This window comes from Microbacterium hydrocarbonoxydans, from assembly GCF_000956475.1.
Taxonomy (GTDB): domain Bacteria; phylum Actinomycetota; class Actinomycetes; order Actinomycetales; family Microbacteriaceae; genus Microbacterium; species Microbacterium hydrocarbonoxydans_A.
This window is the reverse complement of sequence record NZ_JYJB01000002.1, coordinates 1-13,094: the sequence shown is the minus strand read 5'-3', so window position 1 is coordinate 13,094 and position 13,094 is coordinate 1. Positions and strand designations below refer to the sequence as shown.

The window sequence follows — 13,094 nt, the reverse complement described above, 5'->3', positions numbered from 1 at the left end:
CATGAAGAAAATCCTCACCACCACAACCGCCCTGGTGCTGTCCCTCGCGCTCATGACGGGCTGCGCGCCGACCTCTCGCCCCGACCCGACCCCGACCCCGACCGAAGAGCCGGTGCCGACCGAACCGACCCTGCGGGTGCCAGAAACGACCACCGGCACGAACGTGTCGCTTCAGGTCAGCGGCGGCAACCTCCCCCAGGGCACCAAGGCCACCATCTACCGATTCGATGGGCGCTGGGACGGTGAGAAGCCGACCTGCGACGACCCCAACGCCGAGACCCGCACCGTCGTGCTCAACGGCGATGGCGGGTGGCAGCCGGTCAACTTCACCGTGATCCCCGGCGTCGAGCACTGGGTGCTCGTCGCGGGGGAGTACACCACGCCGTGCGGCGATCCGAAGGCGCAGACCGTCGTCAAGGTGGAGACGCGCCTGAACGTCTTCACGGGAGGCTCTGAGGCGACGAAGGCCGGAGAGCCCAAGGAAATCGCCGTCGAGATCACATCGACCCCGACGCCCGATCCCCTCAGCGGCTCGGTGCTCGTCTACGGCCCTTGGAAGACTCTCCCGGAAGCAGAGGCGGGCGGGTGCACGGACGCCGATCCCGCATTCACCCTGCCGCTGGAGATCGACTACGGCGGCGTCAGCCCCCGCGGCACCGTGGAGCTGACACCCGAGGAGGCAGGCGTCTACCGCGTCGTCGTGAAGATCGACGAGAACGATCAGGGAACGGCCGTCGATACCTGCGAGGCCGGCGATTCGGTCACGTTCAACGTGGCCACTCAATAATGCAAGCAAGTTACTTGCAGTTTGCTTGCATAAATGTGAGGATGGAGCCATGACCGTGAGTTACCGAACCGTGTTCGCGTCGGGGGAGGCGTCTACCGCCGATGCCGCCTACGCGCTCGCGGATCGGAGCTTGTGGGCACAGATCGCTGAGCGCTATCCGAGAGGCAAGCTCGCTCGGGTCGAGCACTCCACAGCGGCGCGCACAGCGGTTCAGAAAGGGCTCAACGTGAAGACATTCGAGACCGAGCGAGTAGAGGTCTCCAACATCGTCGTCACGCTCATGGCCACCATTCAGATTCACGAAGAGGAGACGACCAATGACGAGTGAGAGCAACGCCAGCGCCGTACTGCGAGGCGACGGGACGGCCGTCGTCACCATCGACGGACAGGAACAGCACATCGACCGCGGCGACGACAACGAGGCCATGCGCGCTGCTATCGCCGTCGTGGCCGAGCACGCCCGCGAGCGCGCCACCGCCGTCACCGTGACCACGCAGGATGAGACCGGAACGGGGCTGCTGCGCATTGACCCGGACGGGCGAGTATCGACCCCCGCGGCACCCGACGCGCCCCCCGTTGCCGCTCCCGCTGCAACGGCCCAGGAGCCCACGCTTAGCCGTCGCGAGCTGCGTACCGCTCGCGACTTCGCGGACACCAAGCGCCCCGTCACCGCAGGCCCGGCCGAGACCGGCCTGCGAGGAACGATCAACCGACTCTCCGGGGGAAGCCTCCAGCTCGCACCGAGCGCGCGGGAGCTGGAGGAGCGCGATCACCGCGCGGCCATCCAGCGCGGCCTCCTCGGGCACAAGAGCATCGTCTTCGTGAACCTGAAGGGCGGCAGCTCGAAGACCACGTGCACCTACCTCGTCGGCGCGACGCTCGGCCGCATCCGAGGCGGCAACATCCTCGCGTGGGACAACAACGAGAACAAGGGAACGCTGGGGGATCGCTCGATCAAGGCGGCGCACGACCACACGGCCATCGACCTCCTCGACCACATCGACGACTTCCAGTCCCCGGCCAACGCTCCGCACCTGGTGAACTACGTTCGCCCGCAGGGTGAGAACAAGTTCCACGTGCTCGCAAGCCAGGACTCGGGCTCGGCCAGACCGGTGATCGACGGCGAGGCCTTCACGAAGCTCCACCGGGCGCTGCGCACGTTCTACCACCTGATCCTCGTGGACACCGGCAACGCCTCCAACGCCTCCACCTGGCAGGCGGCAGTGGCGGAGGCCGACGAGGTTGTGATCGTCACTCTCAACCGCGAGGACTCCGCCAAGACGGCGGCGAGCACCATCGACGACCTGGTGAAGCAGGGGCATGCAGACAAGCTCGCCCGCGGCATCGCGATCATCACGGAAGTGCCGTCGAAGAACGCCGAGCAGAAGAAGCGCGCGGATGAGCGCATGCAGCGCCTCCGCGAGCACCTGGCGGGCTACGTGCGCGAAGTCGTCGTGATCCCCAACGACAAGGCGCTCGACGACGGCGACGACATCCTGTACGAACGGCTCGGCCGGGAGACCACCAAGGCCTTCACGCGCGCGACCGCGGCCATCGTCAACGGCCTGTGAGAGGGGGAGACGTGACCACATCATCGGACACCGCGACGGCCGTCATCGACGTGCACGGCACTGGCACCGTCACGGTCGGGGGGATTACCCGCGGTATCGCGGAGCCCGGTGAGAACGCCGCTCGCACGCAGATCATGGCCACGGTTCTCGCCCACGCCCGCGACTCCCGCCGCGCCGTGGTGCTCACCGCGCAGGACAGCGAAGGGCAGACGCGCGTCGTCATCTACCCGGACGGCCGCGCGGAGCCCGTCGCGATCCCGGAGCCTCTGGCCACGGCCGTAGTGCAGACCGGCCCAGTTCCCGCGCCGCGCCCGCCCGGCCATGTTCCGGCTCCCGTGGTTCCCCAGAACGTCGGCGGGCTCCCGGAAGAGATCGAGCACACCGTCTACGTCTCGCGGCCTCCTCAGCTCCAGGGCTGGCAGCTCACCTTCAGCACCGGAAGCACCGCGACCATCTGGGGCTCAGGACTCATCGGCCGTCGCCCGGCGCAGGATGCCAACGAGCCGCGCGACCACATCATCGCTCTCGACGACCCCACCCGCACTGTCTCGCGGCTGCACCTGGAGTTCGGCACCACGGAGGGCAGGCTGTGGATCGCAGACCGCCGATCCGCGAACGGAACCCGGATCGTGCGCGGCCGAGAGGTCATCGACTGCACCCCGGCCGAGCGCTACTGGATCGCGCCCGGCTCGCTGATCGAAATGGGAGATCAGACGTTCACGGTCAGCCTCTCGGAGGGACGGTAGTGCTATGACAGCAACGGAGAAGGCGCAGAGCGCCCCTGGAGCGCCCGAAACGGCGTTCCCGCATGGGGAACACCTGGAGTCGGGGGATAGGCCCGCTACGGGCCGCACAGCGACGGATAGGGCATGGGCTGACGCACTGGCCTACGCCCAACAGGCCGGGACGAGCGACCCCGAGGCCTTCGCGGACGACTACGCCGCCATGATCGAGGATCGGCGCTACGAGACCCGCTCCCTGGATGAGCCCCTACCCACACCGGCAGAGTTCGTCTGGCCATAGCCGCATGGGGACGAGAAACCGCATCCTGCCTAGGGTGGATGCATGTGCAAAGTTGGGGGGCCGCGGTGTTCGACGGACACGCGCCGGAGCCTGGAGCGGGCACAGCAGCGCAAGGCCGAAGTGCAGGCGCTCATCGACGAGCTGCGCGCCGAGGGCCGCGAGCCCGGCTCGCGGCTGCGGGAGCGGAAGCGTAACGTCGATGAGCGCGCCGAGCGCTGGCAAGACCTCTACGACTCCACCCCGAGCGGGCAAGCTGAGATCGAAGCCGCGCGGGATGCCGCGAACGGCACCGAGCGCCAGGCGCTCACCGAACGACTAGACAAGGCCAAGGCGCTCAGAGAGCGCGAGCTGGCAGAGGCACGAGAACGAGCACGATCCGGAAAGGAGAGCAAGACCGATGAACGAACACGAGAAGGTGAAGACCGACCTCACGGCGGGGACGCTCTCGACCGAGGATCGCGAGAAGTTCCTGCGAGCCCGCGGCCTGGTGCCGGGGACGCCGGACGAGAAAGCGGCAGCGATCCGGGCGCAGTGGCCGGACGAGGACATTCTGATGGCGATGGAACTCGGCCAGTTCTGATCGGCGGGCACCAGGTTGCCGCCCGACGCATCCCGCGTTCCTCTCGCGCTGACGAGCTGCGCGCCCGCGGGGTCTCCTCCCCGGATGTCTACGAGCTGAGCGCGGCCGAGGGGGCCGGGGGATTCCGAGAGGCGATCTCCGCGCTGCGCGAAGGCAACCGCTACGCCTCCTCCGTCTACGTCTACGACGAAGCCGACTACGGCCAGATGCGGCTCTACGCCACCGACGACGGCAAGGCCGGTTTCGCGCTGAAGGGTGACGAGATTGTGAGCGTATTCGTGCACGGCGACTCGAAGCACCGCGGCGCTGCGCCCGCGCTCATGGCCGCTGCGGTCGAGCAGGGCGGGCGACGCCTGGACTGCTATGACACCGTGCTCCCCAAGCTCTACGCCGAGGCCGGTTTCGTGCCGGTCGCCCGCATCCCCTGGAACGACGACTACGCCCCCGACGACTGGGACAAGGCCACCTATGCCCGGTTCAACGGAGGCAGTCCCGATGTCGTGCTCATGGGCTACGACCCCGCGGCCGTCGATGGCCTCTACGACCCGATAGCGGGGGAGCGCGTCGGAGACTACGACGCGGCCGAACCCCTCATGCAGGCGTTCCTCGAAGGAAAACTCTAGGCAAGCAAGATGCTTGCAACTTGCTTGCACATGTGAGACGATGGGCACATGACCGAGAAAAAGCGCCTCGCCGTATGGTCGGACGAGTCCATGCAGCAGGCAGACGGCACCTATCGCATCGCCGTGTGCGAAGCGGACGAGCCCGGATTCTGGACGCTCGAAGTGGCCTTCGCTGACCTTGAAGCAGCCGAGGCCTACGCCGAGGGGATCAACACCGCTCGCGGGCTCAGCGCCGCCGATGTGCTCGACATCCGGGTCTCCTCGATGGCCGCGCACAACGCCGGATGGCGCGCGAGCGATGACGAGCTGCTGAGGGGCGAGTAGTCATGAGTGAGATCACCTGGACGCTCAGCCCCGAAGAGTTCGCCGCTACCGTTGAGCGCGCCGCCGCGATCAACGCCCGCGCAGTCAAGCGCGGCTTCACCGGGCGGATTGAGGTCACCGGCAGCACGCGCGAGATCAGCGAGACCGACGAGGCAGGCCTTCCCCGGACGCGCGTCGTCGTCGATGCTGAGATTTCCGGCGAAGCCCCCCGCTACAACGGCTGGACGTTCCTCGCTGCGGTGGACGGCATCGAGACCGAGACCGGGCACCATTTCGTCATCCGCACCGCCCCTGGCATCGAGGAGAGCGGCGTAGACCGCTCGACCCTCGCGGCCGGTCGCTGCGAGCACTGCAACACCGTCCGCGCCAACCGCCGCTACACCTACCTCGTGCGCCACGAATCCGGGGAGACGCGCCAGGTGGGATCGACCTGTATCAAGGACTTCACCGGCTGGGCCGGAAAGCCCGTCTTCATGAGCGCCGCCGACCTGGCTGACGAGCTGAGCGACTTCATCGGCGGCTTCGCCTCCAGCGGTGCCGAGTACACGCCCGAAACCGTCATCGCTGCGGCCTGGGCGATCAGCCGCCGTCACGGCTGGGTGCCCGCCTCCGCTCACAGCGGGACGCCGACCCGCGATCTCGTCAGCTCGTACCTCTACGGCAAGAGCCGCGCCGACAGTGAGCTGCGTGCCGAGATTGCACCCGAGATTCCCGTCGCCGCCGACATGGCGAAGGTCATCATCCCCGCCCTCCTCGACGGCCTCGACGGCTCGGGTGACTACGTGCACAACCTGAAGACCCTCATCCGCGCCGCGCACGTCGAGCACCGGCACATGGGCATCGTCGTCTCGGCCGTCGCCGCCTACGAGCGCATGACCGGCGAGACCGCCCGCCGCAAGGCTGAGGCCGAGGAGCGCGCCCGCAAGCGCGAGGAGGCAGAGTACGCGGGCACGGTGGGGGAGAAGATCACCGTCACCGGCACCGTCACCCGCCTCCGGGCCATCGAGGGCAGCTATGGCTACAACCCCACAACCTCCATGCTCGTCATCATCGAAGGCGGCAGCACCATCGCCAAGATGTTCACCACCGCCGCCTGGGCCTGGGAGATCGAGCAGGGCGACGAGATCACCGTCACGGCCACGGTGAAGGCTCACGAGGAGTACCAGGGCAGCAAGCAGACCGCCCTTGTCCGCCCCAAGCTCGTCGAGAAGAAGGGCGGTGAGGACAAGTGAACTGGGGGACGAAAAATCGCAAGACAGCCAGCGTCACGACCGTAGTTCTCGCCGCGCTCACCCTTCTCTGCGGCGCGTTCTTCCTCTCGCCCCAGCCGACCCCCGCGCCGCCGCCCGCGGGCGTCACCACGCAGAGCCCGACTCCCACGAGCCCGGCCCCGGCCGAGGCACCCGGAACCCTCGCCGCGGTCGCGGCATCCCTGCCCGTCATCGACGAGATGGCATCCATCCCGGACTACCGTCGCGACAGCTTCGGAGAGCGGTGGGCCGACATCGACGGGAACGGCTGCGATCAGCGACAGGATGTCCTCACCCGAGACCTCACCGAGATCACCCGCGACCGCTGCACGGTGCTCACCGGCACCCTCCACGACCCCTACACGGGCGCGACGCTCACCTTCCAGCACGACCGAGTAGCCCAGCCCGGCAACCCCGGCTCCCAGGGCGTCCAGATCGACCACATCGTCAGCCTGTCGGCCGCACACGATGGCGGCGCGTGGCAGTGGCCACCCGACGAGCGCGAGCGGTTCGCCAACACGACGAGCGTCCTCCTCGCCGTGGACGGCAAGACCAACCAGGCCAAGAGCGACCGCGGCCCCAGCGAGTGGATGCCGCCTGATCCAGCCTTCGCCTGCGACTACGCACAGCGCTACACCGAGATCGTCTCGGAATGGCACCTGGCCGTCACCGCGGCCGACCGCGACGCGCTCGCCACGGCGCTGACGAGCTGCGGCCGTTGACGTGGTGTCGGACACGGGGCGCAGGATCGACGCATGACGCAGTTCTGGACGCCCACTCGTGAGCTGACGCCTGCACTCCGTCCGGGCCTGTGGCTCATGGCCGACAAGGGCCGTCGCATCGGCTACATCCGCCAGGAGGGCCGCTCTCGCTTCATCTGCACGACGCCCGAGAACGACCCCGAGCGCCGCGTCATGCTCGGCAGCGCCCCAACGCTGCACCAGGCCGCTAAGCGGCTGTGGGAGTGGGGGAGAAGCGCCAGCATCGCCGGATGGCGACCGGCGCACACGCTCGTCGAGCTGGAGCCGGGTATCTGGGCGATGCCGCCCCGACCCGGCCATGTCTACGCGCAGGGCTTCATCGAGCACGAGGCGCGCGGAGCTGAGGAGCGCTTCATCGCGCAGACGTGGGCGACGCCTGAGCGCCGCTCGGAGCGGATCGGCACCTACGACAGCCTCGATGCGGCCGCGGTGGCGGTGTGGGAATGCCCGATCAAGACCTAGCAAGCAAATTGCTTGCAACATGCTTGCTAAGCGTGAGAGACTGAGGGCAGCGAAAGGAACCGACATGGCACACGAGCAGGACGAAACCGACTGGGCGGGACACCCCGACATCGCACTCAGCGACGACGAAGTGCGCGCCCTCATCGCCCAGGACTACGCAGGCGGAAAGTGGGCGTGGCGATGAGCGGCACGCAGGACGAGCCCGGCGCATTCGTCGAAGGCGGCTACAAGCCTCAGCCCGTGGCGCTTCCGCCCATCGACAGCGTGCAACGCGGCACCGTCTATCAAGACGAGACCGGCACCATCTGGCGCGCCGTCCTCGGTGGTAGCCCCGAAGGCCACTGGCTGCGCATCGAACCGGTCACCGCGGCCGAGCATGCAGCACTGAAGCGGAAGCGCCTGATCTACCTCGTCGCCGGTCTCGCCGCCACAGCCGTCGGCTGGGCCATCATCATCGGCGTCATGCAGCTCCCCCCAGGCCCGCCGACCTTCCTCACCCTCTTCGCCGTGGCCGGGGCGATTCTCGGTTTTGTCTGGGCGTGGCACCGCGCCACGGTGCGGTTGGCTGCTCAGATCGTCGCCCCGGCACCCGGAGAGGAGCCGCGCTGATGGCCGACGCCGCCGCCCTCCCAACCGAACGACTCGTGTATGTCGGCCGACGCCTCAGCTCCGGCAAGCTCGCGCACTGGTACATGCCGCTCGACGACCACAGCCGCCTCGTCGGCAGCGCGAAGCCCTACGGCTCGCACGGCATCGGAACCGTCGTCGAGATCACCCGCCCGGCCGGTCAGCCCGGCAAGGTCTACGTATCTGGCGAGCACGCGCCCCGCGCCGTCGATGCCTGGGAGAACGAAACGGAGATCGCGGAATGGCGCGTGCAGGATCGCGCCGACTACCAGGTGCACACGAGCAACGCCCGCATCCGCAAGGGGCTCCGCGACATGCCCGACGAGTTCGACGAGGCGCTGCGAACCCTCACGCGCCACTTCTCCAAGCTCAACCACTCACAACGCGCTGCACTGCTTCCGCTCGTGGAAGCCCGAATCCTCGGAGGCCGAGACTAATGACCATGAACGAGAACGAGAACGCCGACGCGAACGATGCCGCGCGGACAGACTGGGAGCGCCTGAAGGCCTTGAACCCCGTGACCGGCATCACCATGTCCCAGACGTTCGACGCGCTCGGCATCGACGAAGAGGATGTCGTCTCAGCGCTCAGCGGAAAGATGATTACCTTCGGTGGCCCCAACCCTGAAGTTGCGGCCCTCCACGGGCACCCCGAGGCGCAGGCCTTCGCGGCATCCGCCAACCGACCGAGCCGCCACGGCGGCACGCCCGCTCCCGACGAGATCGACGCCGACCACCGACTGCGAGAAGCCCTCGCCGCAGAGGATCGGCTGAATGACCCGTGGAGCGACTGATGGCCGAGAAGCAGCGCGAGCACACGTTGACGGTCTGGAACGGCATCGACGTTCCAGACGAAGTATCGTCCGAGATCATGCGGCTGCTCAGCCATCATTCCGCTGGGCGAGGGGACGGGTGAGATCGACGCTTTCGCCGTTCTCGGGAAGACTGGGGAAGGGGACGAAGAATCGCACATCGAACCGGAGGACAAGCCCATGACCAAGACCGTGCTGCAAGACGTAATCCGCTCGGTGCGGCCAGCACTGAAGAGCATCGAGACGACCGAGGAGGAGCGCGCGAAGTTCCTCTACGACCTGGTGCACGAGGTCTACGATCACGTGAAGTTCGACATCCACGGATCGACCGTTGACGCACCTGAACGGGCGTGGATGGCTGACGTGCTCGACGCCGCGCTTCCCCCCAACGAGTGAGCTGATGGACTTCCTGATCGCCGTTCTCGGCGGTGCGATCATGGGCGGTGCCGCACTCACAGTCGCCTTCGTCGCCGCGGTGCTGATCCTGGTGAGGCCTGAAGGGCAGCGGGGCGGCGCGACCGTCGCCTACGCCGTGGGGATCGCGCTGGGGCTCCTCAGCTCGATCCTCCGCAATGACTGGTGGGTCTTCCTCGCCACGGTGCTCGTGCTCCCGGTGCTCCTCGGCATCCGCGCCGCCATCCGCTGGTATGCCGCACGAGAGAAGACGCGCTAAACAAATGCAAGCAAAATGCTTGCAACTAGCTTGCACTCATGAGAAGATCGAGCCATGAACAAGACCCGCCGTAACGAGATCGCCGCCGTCGTAAAGCGCCTCAACGACCTCGCCGCGGAGATCAGCGATCTCCGCGACACCGTTGAGACGATCCGCGACGAGGAGCAGGAGTACCACGACAACATGCCCGAGTCGTTCCAGTACGGGGAGCGAGGGCAGGCCTCCGAGGCTGCGATCTCGGAACTCGAAGACGCGCTGAGCGCTCTCGAAGACTTCGATGCCGACGCCATCGTGGCCTCTCTGGAAACGGCGGCTGAGTGATGAGCACGGCCTACACCATGACGTTCACCGCCGTGCTCTCCGCGGGCTCCCGAGGCAACGAAGCCACCGACATCATCGTGAGAGCAGACACGCTCGAAGCAGGGCGGAAGCTCGCAGAGGAGACCGCGTATGAGTTGTTCGGCAGTAGCGTCGTCCAGCTCATCACGGTTCCCCGGCAAGTCGTTGTGTCGGCATCGCGAGCATCTGCACTCCCCGCCTCGCTGGCTGATCTCGACCTTCCCCGCATCCCGGAGGGGATGACGTGGAACATCGGCCCCGACCGCGAAATGGTCAAGGTGCACCTGGCCTATGACGACGGCCGGGTGGGCTTCTTTGATCGTGTCCCGTGGAACAGGGCTGCGATCCTCGCCACGGCCCTGAAGTACGCGCGCAAAGCATGGGAAACAGCTCGTCTGCCCGAGGTCTAATCGTCTCGGTGTCTGTGGCAGCACGTAGTATCCGGTCAGTTTGCAGGGGGAAGGAAGAACCGATGAGCAGCGAGTACATCGTGGATCGGGTCGCCCGATACGAGCGCCGTCGTGCGCGCGGGATGGACTCGGCGCTGGAGCACGAAGAACTTCACGAGCTGGTGGATACGTCGATGGGGGCGGTTGCGGGCGCGTTCTTCGACAAGGAACGGACACTGCCGCTTGCGACTGGCGGTCTGCCGTGGCCGATGAAGCAGCACGACGCCTACAACTTCCGCGTCACCAGGTTCGCGCTGTCCGGCCTCGGCCTCATAGCCGGGCTGCTCATGACGCCGCCGTTGGCCGGTCTCTGGAACCTCCTCACCGCCCTTGCAGCGGCGGGAGCGGTCTACTGCCTCGTGACCTTCCTGCCGAAGCTGTTCCGGCCGCGCGACATCGACGAGCGTTTCCGTCTCGTGAGCGTCTACATCCAGCTTGTGAGCGACGCGGAGCGCTCGGCGGATGCTCGTCGTCTCGCGCGCAAGGTGGCCGTCGATAGCGAGTTCGACCGGATCAAGCGCAGGGAGTTCGGGGACTGATCTATCGACATAGTAAGGGCGCGATATCAGCTTGACGCGATATCGCGCCCTCACTATGCTTACTGTCATGCAGTGGATGGTCGAGTTCTCCGATGAAGTGCGGGAGTGGTACGTCGCGCTTTCCCCGGAGGGCAAGGCCGCAACACAGCGGATCGTGGCTCGACTGGAGACCCAGGGGCACATGCTCGGGATGCCGCACTCACGACAGCTTGGCGACGGGCTGCGAGAGCTGCGCTTCACGTGCGAGGGCGTCGCTCGACGGATCACCTACGTGCTCGACCCCGAGCGGAAGGCCGTCACCCTGACGACGTTCCGGAAGCAGCGCAACAACGAGCGCGGCGAGGTTCTAAGAGCCAGGCGCGCGCAGGCCAAACATGAAGCCGCCCGACAGGACGAGACCAAGAGAGGGAAGAACCGATGAGCACTCCGTTTCGCGAGCTGGAGGCCGCGTCCCTCGCGGCCATGACCCCTGACGAGCGCGCGCGCTTTGACGCGGCGCTCGAAGAGGAGGAGGCACGCCTCCGCATCGCTGAGATCGTCTACCAAGCACGCACGGCCGCAGGGCTCACGCAGACGGCGCTCGCCGCGCGTGTGGGCACCAAGCAGTCGGTTATTTCGGCCATCGAGAACGGCTCGCAGATGCCGACGATTCCCACGCTGCGCCGCATCGCCCATGCCGTGGATCGCCGCCTCAACATCGAGCTTGCGGCGGCGAGTTGACGAGTCCTGGAAAGGTTCAAACAGATGGCTAATAAGCGACAGCGCCGAGCGCGAGAGATTCAGAGGGAGAAGGGCATCTCGTACATGGCAGCTCTCCGGGAAGCGGATGCGGATTGGGCGGCGCAACGAGCGGCGAATGTAGCGGATCAGGGCATCGTGATTGAGGAGCTGCACGAGATCAAGGCATCCCCCGAAGCCGATGCTCTGGGTAAGTCCGTGAGCCGGGCATCCCGGTCGCTGGGTGCAGATCGCCCGAACGGAAGCGAGCCGTGACCTTCGATGAGGCGTTGCGCATCCTGCGCGCCGACCACCGCATCGACATCTATCCCGGACCACCGGCCACTTGGTGGTGCTCCTGTGGGAAGCATTCTCGCGGCGGGGGTGTCGTTGGCCTCACCGAGAACCGAGCGCGTGCGAGCGCCGACCGCCACTTGCGAAGCACTCTCGACAAGATCATCGTCCAGGAGGCGGCGGAAGCCCCCTGACCCGCCCCCGGCTTCGCGCGTTTCCGGCTCTCGTGTCCCCCGAATGGTGGACATTGGGGGCCGGTTTCGTGTGTGGGGGGCTGTGGGGCGTTCTGAGCGTCTTTCCCGTCGTTTGGCTACCCGGATGCCGGGGAGGGGGTTTTGTCGCGTCCTGGGGGCGGTGGCGGGCTTGTGGCGGTGGTTTCGTGGCCGGTGGGGGAGTAGTGCTCGGCTCCAGCTCGTCGGCGGGCTGCTCGTGCAGCTCCTCGCGGCCGTCGTCGGCGTGCGCCGTGGTGGTTGTCGTCGGCCGCGGGCTCGGTGCTGGCAGGTTGCAAGCAAGGTGCTTGCCGGATGCTTGCAAACGTGGTATTGCGGACCTTTTGCGGGCTGGGCAGGGAGTCTCGGGGCCGCGTCGAGCGTCAGCGACTTGCAATCAGCTTGCAAGCAAGGTGCTTGCGAATTCTGTGACAGCATGCGGAGGCTGAGCGCGCGCCGCGGCGTCGGGCCGGAGGCTCAGAGGAGAGGGACGAAAAAATGCACGCGCGGGCGGGAGCTGCGCGGCATCCGGTGGGGGAGGGGCGGGCGCGGCCGACGTGGGCATGCCTCGACGAGCCGGGAGGCGACCCCCGTCATCCCCAGCCATGCCCAACCCGGCCACGCTGAGAGCTGGAATCGCCCGTAAAACCGCGCCAGGAGGCCCGTAGAGCGCCGAACAGGGCTCCCGAGCACTCCCAGCCACCCAACCCCGCGACGAGCCGCACAGCGACGCGCACGAGCCCGGCAGCACGCGCGGTCACGCCAGTGCGCCGCGTGCCCAACCCGGCCACGAGCACGACGCGACCCCTCGACGACATCGCACCACGCGCGCCCAGCCACGTCGAGCAAGCAAGGCGCAAGCAACACGCAAGCACAGCAGCGGAGCGACAGCGACGCCAGGGCACCGCCAGGTGCCCGTTCGAGCGGGCGCGCCAGCGCCCGCCCCCATCGACGTATCCACCAGCTCGTGAAGTTCTTCGTGCTCCAGCGCCGAGTCCATCCCGCGCGCACGACGGCGCTCGTATCGGGCGACCCGATCCACGATGTACTCGCTG

At 67.3% G+C, this 13,094-nt stretch carries 22 protein-coding genes; all 22 read left to right on the top strand.

Annotated features, from left to right (window positions below):
* Position 1 precedes the first annotated feature (1 nt).
* The 22 genes from RS84_RS00120 to RS84_RS19035 all read left to right on the top strand — a co-directional run bounded on the left by RS84_RS00120 (position 2) and on the right by RS84_RS19035 (position 11,812).
* The gene (locus tag RS84_RS00120) at positions 2 to 787 is read left to right on the top strand and encodes a hypothetical protein (RefSeq protein ID WP_045255732.1); all 786 of its coding nucleotides are present in this window, start codon (positions 2 to 4) and stop codon (positions 785 to 787) included.
* Positions 788 to 836: 49 nt separating this feature from the next.
* Positions 837 to 1,115, top strand: a complete 279-nt coding sequence (locus tag RS84_RS00115; RefSeq protein ID WP_045255731.1) for a hypothetical protein — start codon at positions 837 to 839, stop codon at positions 1,113 to 1,115.
* Complete coding sequence (locus RS84_RS00110; RefSeq protein ID WP_052676140.1) at positions 1,105 to 2,358, top strand: MinD/ParA family protein; 1,254 nt, start codon at positions 1,105 to 1,107, stop codon at positions 2,356 to 2,358. Before RS84_RS00115 ends, RS84_RS00110 begins: the two co-directional genes overlap by 11 nt.
* A gap of 11 nt (positions 2,359 to 2,369) precedes the next feature.
* The gene (locus RS84_RS18525; protein WP_052676139.1) at positions 2,370 to 3,104 is read left to right on the top strand and encodes an FHA domain-containing protein; all 735 of its coding nucleotides are present in this window, start codon (positions 2,370 to 2,372) and stop codon (positions 3,102 to 3,104) included.
* Between the two features lie 674 nt (positions 3,105 to 3,778).
* Positions 3,779 to 3,961 carry a hypothetical protein gene (locus RS84_RS19040; protein WP_152641702.1) on the top strand — a complete coding sequence of 61 codons (183 nt, stop codon included), beginning with the start codon at positions 3,779 to 3,781 and terminating at the stop codon, positions 3,959 to 3,961.
* Positions 3,913 to 4,584 carry a hypothetical protein gene (locus RS84_RS00095; protein ID WP_200891941.1) on the top strand — a complete coding sequence of 224 codons (672 nt, stop codon included), beginning with the start codon at positions 3,913 to 3,915 and terminating at the stop codon, positions 4,582 to 4,584. The genes RS84_RS19040 and RS84_RS00095 overlap by 49 nt, the downstream gene beginning before the upstream one ends.
* Positions 4,585 to 4,632: 48 nt before the next feature.
* Positions 4,633 to 4,908, top strand: coding sequence for a hypothetical protein (locus RS84_RS00090; protein WP_045255729.1), 276 nt, complete (start codon positions 4,633 to 4,635; stop codon positions 4,906 to 4,908).
* 2 nt (positions 4,909 to 4,910) lie between these two features.
* The gene (locus tag RS84_RS00085) at positions 4,911 to 6,140 is read left to right on the top strand and encodes a hypothetical protein (protein WP_045255728.1); all 1,230 of its coding nucleotides are present in this window, start codon (positions 4,911 to 4,913) and stop codon (positions 6,138 to 6,140) included.
* Complete coding sequence (locus RS84_RS00080; protein ID WP_045255727.1) at positions 6,137 to 6,880, top strand: HNH endonuclease family protein; 744 nt, start codon at positions 6,137 to 6,139, stop codon at positions 6,878 to 6,880. The genes RS84_RS00085 and RS84_RS00080 overlap by 4 nt, the downstream gene beginning before the upstream one ends.
* Before the next feature lie 33 nt (positions 6,881 to 6,913).
* Entirely contained in the window at positions 6,914 to 7,381 is a 468-nt protein-coding gene (locus RS84_RS00075) for a hypothetical protein (RefSeq protein ID WP_045255726.1), read from the top strand.
* A 180-nt stretch (positions 7,382 to 7,561) separates the two neighbouring features.
* A complete protein-coding gene (locus RS84_RS00070; RefSeq protein ID WP_152641701.1) occupies positions 7,562 to 7,990 on the top strand; it encodes a hypothetical protein in 429 nt (142 codons plus the stop codon).
* On the top strand, positions 7,990 to 8,445 hold the full coding sequence (locus tag RS84_RS00065) for a hypothetical protein (protein WP_045255724.1): 456 nt from the start codon (positions 7,990 to 7,992) through the stop codon (positions 8,443 to 8,445). Before RS84_RS00070 ends, RS84_RS00065 begins: the two co-directional genes overlap by 1 nt.
* A 5-nt stretch (positions 8,446 to 8,450) precedes the next feature.
* Entirely contained in the window at positions 8,451 to 8,801 is a 351-nt protein-coding gene (locus RS84_RS00060) for a hypothetical protein (protein WP_152641700.1), read from the top strand.
* Entirely contained in the window at positions 8,801 to 8,923 is a 123-nt protein-coding gene (locus RS84_RS19670) for a hypothetical protein (protein WP_268748597.1), read from the top strand. Before RS84_RS00060 ends, RS84_RS19670 begins: the two co-directional genes overlap by 1 nt.
* Before the next feature lie 76 nt (positions 8,924 to 8,999).
* Positions 9,000 to 9,215: a hypothetical protein gene (locus RS84_RS00055; protein ID WP_045255722.1), complete on the top strand. Its 216-nt coding sequence runs from the start codon at positions 9,000 to 9,002 to the stop codon at positions 9,213 to 9,215.
* Positions 9,216 to 9,219: 4 nt separating this feature from the next.
* Entirely contained in the window at positions 9,220 to 9,492 is a 273-nt protein-coding gene (locus RS84_RS00050; RefSeq protein ID WP_045255721.1) for a hypothetical protein, read from the top strand.
* A 54-nt stretch (positions 9,493 to 9,546) separates the two neighbouring features.
* Complete coding sequence (locus RS84_RS00045) at positions 9,547 to 9,813, top strand: hypothetical protein (protein ID WP_045255720.1); 267 nt, start codon at positions 9,547 to 9,549, stop codon at positions 9,811 to 9,813.
* Positions 9,813 to 10,241: a hypothetical protein gene (locus RS84_RS00040; protein WP_045255719.1), complete on the top strand. Its 429-nt coding sequence runs from the start codon at positions 9,813 to 9,815 to the stop codon at positions 10,239 to 10,241. Before RS84_RS00045 ends, RS84_RS00040 begins: the two co-directional genes overlap by 1 nt.
* A gap of 62 nt (positions 10,242 to 10,303) precedes the next feature.
* Positions 10,304 to 10,819: a hypothetical protein gene (locus tag RS84_RS00035; protein WP_045255718.1), complete on the top strand. Its 516-nt coding sequence runs from the start codon at positions 10,304 to 10,306 to the stop codon at positions 10,817 to 10,819.
* Positions 10,820 to 10,886: 67 nt separating this feature from the next.
* Positions 10,887 to 11,240 carry a type II toxin-antitoxin system RelE/ParE family toxin gene (locus tag RS84_RS00030; RefSeq protein ID WP_045255755.1) on the top strand — a complete coding sequence of 118 codons (354 nt, stop codon included), beginning with the start codon at positions 10,887 to 10,889 and terminating at the stop codon, positions 11,238 to 11,240.
* Entirely contained in the window at positions 11,237 to 11,539 is a 303-nt protein-coding gene (locus RS84_RS00025; RefSeq protein ID WP_045255717.1) for a helix-turn-helix domain-containing protein, read from the top strand. Before RS84_RS00030 ends, RS84_RS00025 begins: the two co-directional genes overlap by 4 nt.
* A gap of 84 nt (positions 11,540 to 11,623) precedes the next feature.
* Positions 11,624 to 11,812 carry a hypothetical protein gene (locus tag RS84_RS19035; protein WP_152641699.1) on the top strand — a complete coding sequence of 63 codons (189 nt, stop codon included), beginning with the start codon at positions 11,624 to 11,626 and terminating at the stop codon, positions 11,810 to 11,812.
* The last annotated feature ends 1,282 nt before the right edge of the window (positions 11,813 to 13,094 follow it).

What these genes read in the sequence shown, in the direction of transcription:
- RS84_RS00035 (WP_045255718.1), top strand. Translation starts at nt 10,304, where the DNA reads ATGAGCAGCGAGTACATCGTGGATCGGGTCGCCCGATACGAGCGCCGT.
- RS84_RS00075 (WP_045255726.1), top strand. Translation starts at nt 6,914, where the DNA reads ATGACGCAGTTCTGGACGCCCACTCGTGAGCTGACGCCTGCACTCCGT.
- RS84_RS00030 (WP_045255755.1), top strand. Translation starts at nt 10,887, where the DNA reads ATGCAGTGGATGGTCGAGTTCTCCGATGAAGTGCGGGAGTGGTACGTC.
- RS84_RS00070 (WP_152641701.1), top strand. Translation starts at nt 7,562, where the DNA reads ATGAGCGGCACGCAGGACGAGCCCGGCGCATTCGTCGAAGGCGGCTAC.
- RS84_RS19035 (WP_152641699.1), top strand. Translation starts at nt 11,624, where the DNA reads ATGGCAGCTCTCCGGGAAGCGGATGCGGATTGGGCGGCGCAACGAGCG.
- RS84_RS00065 (WP_045255724.1), top strand. Translation starts at nt 7,990, where the DNA reads ATGGCCGACGCCGCCGCCCTCCCAACCGAACGACTCGTGTATGTCGGC.
- RS84_RS00120 (WP_045255732.1), top strand. Translation starts at nt 2, where the DNA reads ATGAAGAAAATCCTCACCACCACAACCGCCCTGGTGCTGTCCCTCGCG.
- RS84_RS00045 (WP_045255720.1), top strand. Translation starts at nt 9,547, where the DNA reads ATGAACAAGACCCGCCGTAACGAGATCGCCGCCGTCGTAAAGCGCCTC.
- RS84_RS00060 (WP_152641700.1), top strand. Translation starts at nt 8,451, where the DNA reads ATGAACGAGAACGAGAACGCCGACGCGAACGATGCCGCGCGGACAGAC.
- RS84_RS00115 (WP_045255731.1), top strand. Translation starts at nt 837, where the DNA reads ATGACCGTGAGTTACCGAACCGTGTTCGCGTCGGGGGAGGCGTCTACC.
- RS84_RS19040 (WP_152641702.1), top strand. Translation starts at nt 3,779, where the DNA reads ATGAACGAACACGAGAAGGTGAAGACCGACCTCACGGCGGGGACGCTC.
- RS84_RS00055 (WP_045255722.1), top strand. Translation starts at nt 9,000, where the DNA reads ATGACCAAGACCGTGCTGCAAGACGTAATCCGCTCGGTGCGGCCAGCA.
- RS84_RS00025 (WP_045255717.1), top strand. Translation starts at nt 11,237, where the DNA reads ATGAGCACTCCGTTTCGCGAGCTGGAGGCCGCGTCCCTCGCGGCCATG.
- RS84_RS19670 (WP_268748597.1), top strand. Translation starts at nt 8,801, where the DNA reads ATGGCCGAGAAGCAGCGCGAGCACACGTTGACGGTCTGGAACGGCATC.
- RS84_RS00050 (WP_045255721.1), top strand. Translation starts at nt 9,220, where the DNA reads ATGGACTTCCTGATCGCCGTTCTCGGCGGTGCGATCATGGGCGGTGCC.
- RS84_RS00090 (WP_045255729.1), top strand. Translation starts at nt 4,633, where the DNA reads ATGACCGAGAAAAAGCGCCTCGCCGTATGGTCGGACGAGTCCATGCAG.
- RS84_RS00040 (WP_045255719.1), top strand. Translation starts at nt 9,813, where the DNA reads ATGAGCACGGCCTACACCATGACGTTCACCGCCGTGCTCTCCGCGGGC.
- RS84_RS00110 (WP_052676140.1), top strand. Translation starts at nt 1,105, where the DNA reads ATGACGAGTGAGAGCAACGCCAGCGCCGTACTGCGAGGCGACGGGACG.
- RS84_RS00085 (WP_045255728.1), top strand. Translation starts at nt 4,911, where the DNA reads ATGAGTGAGATCACCTGGACGCTCAGCCCCGAAGAGTTCGCCGCTACC.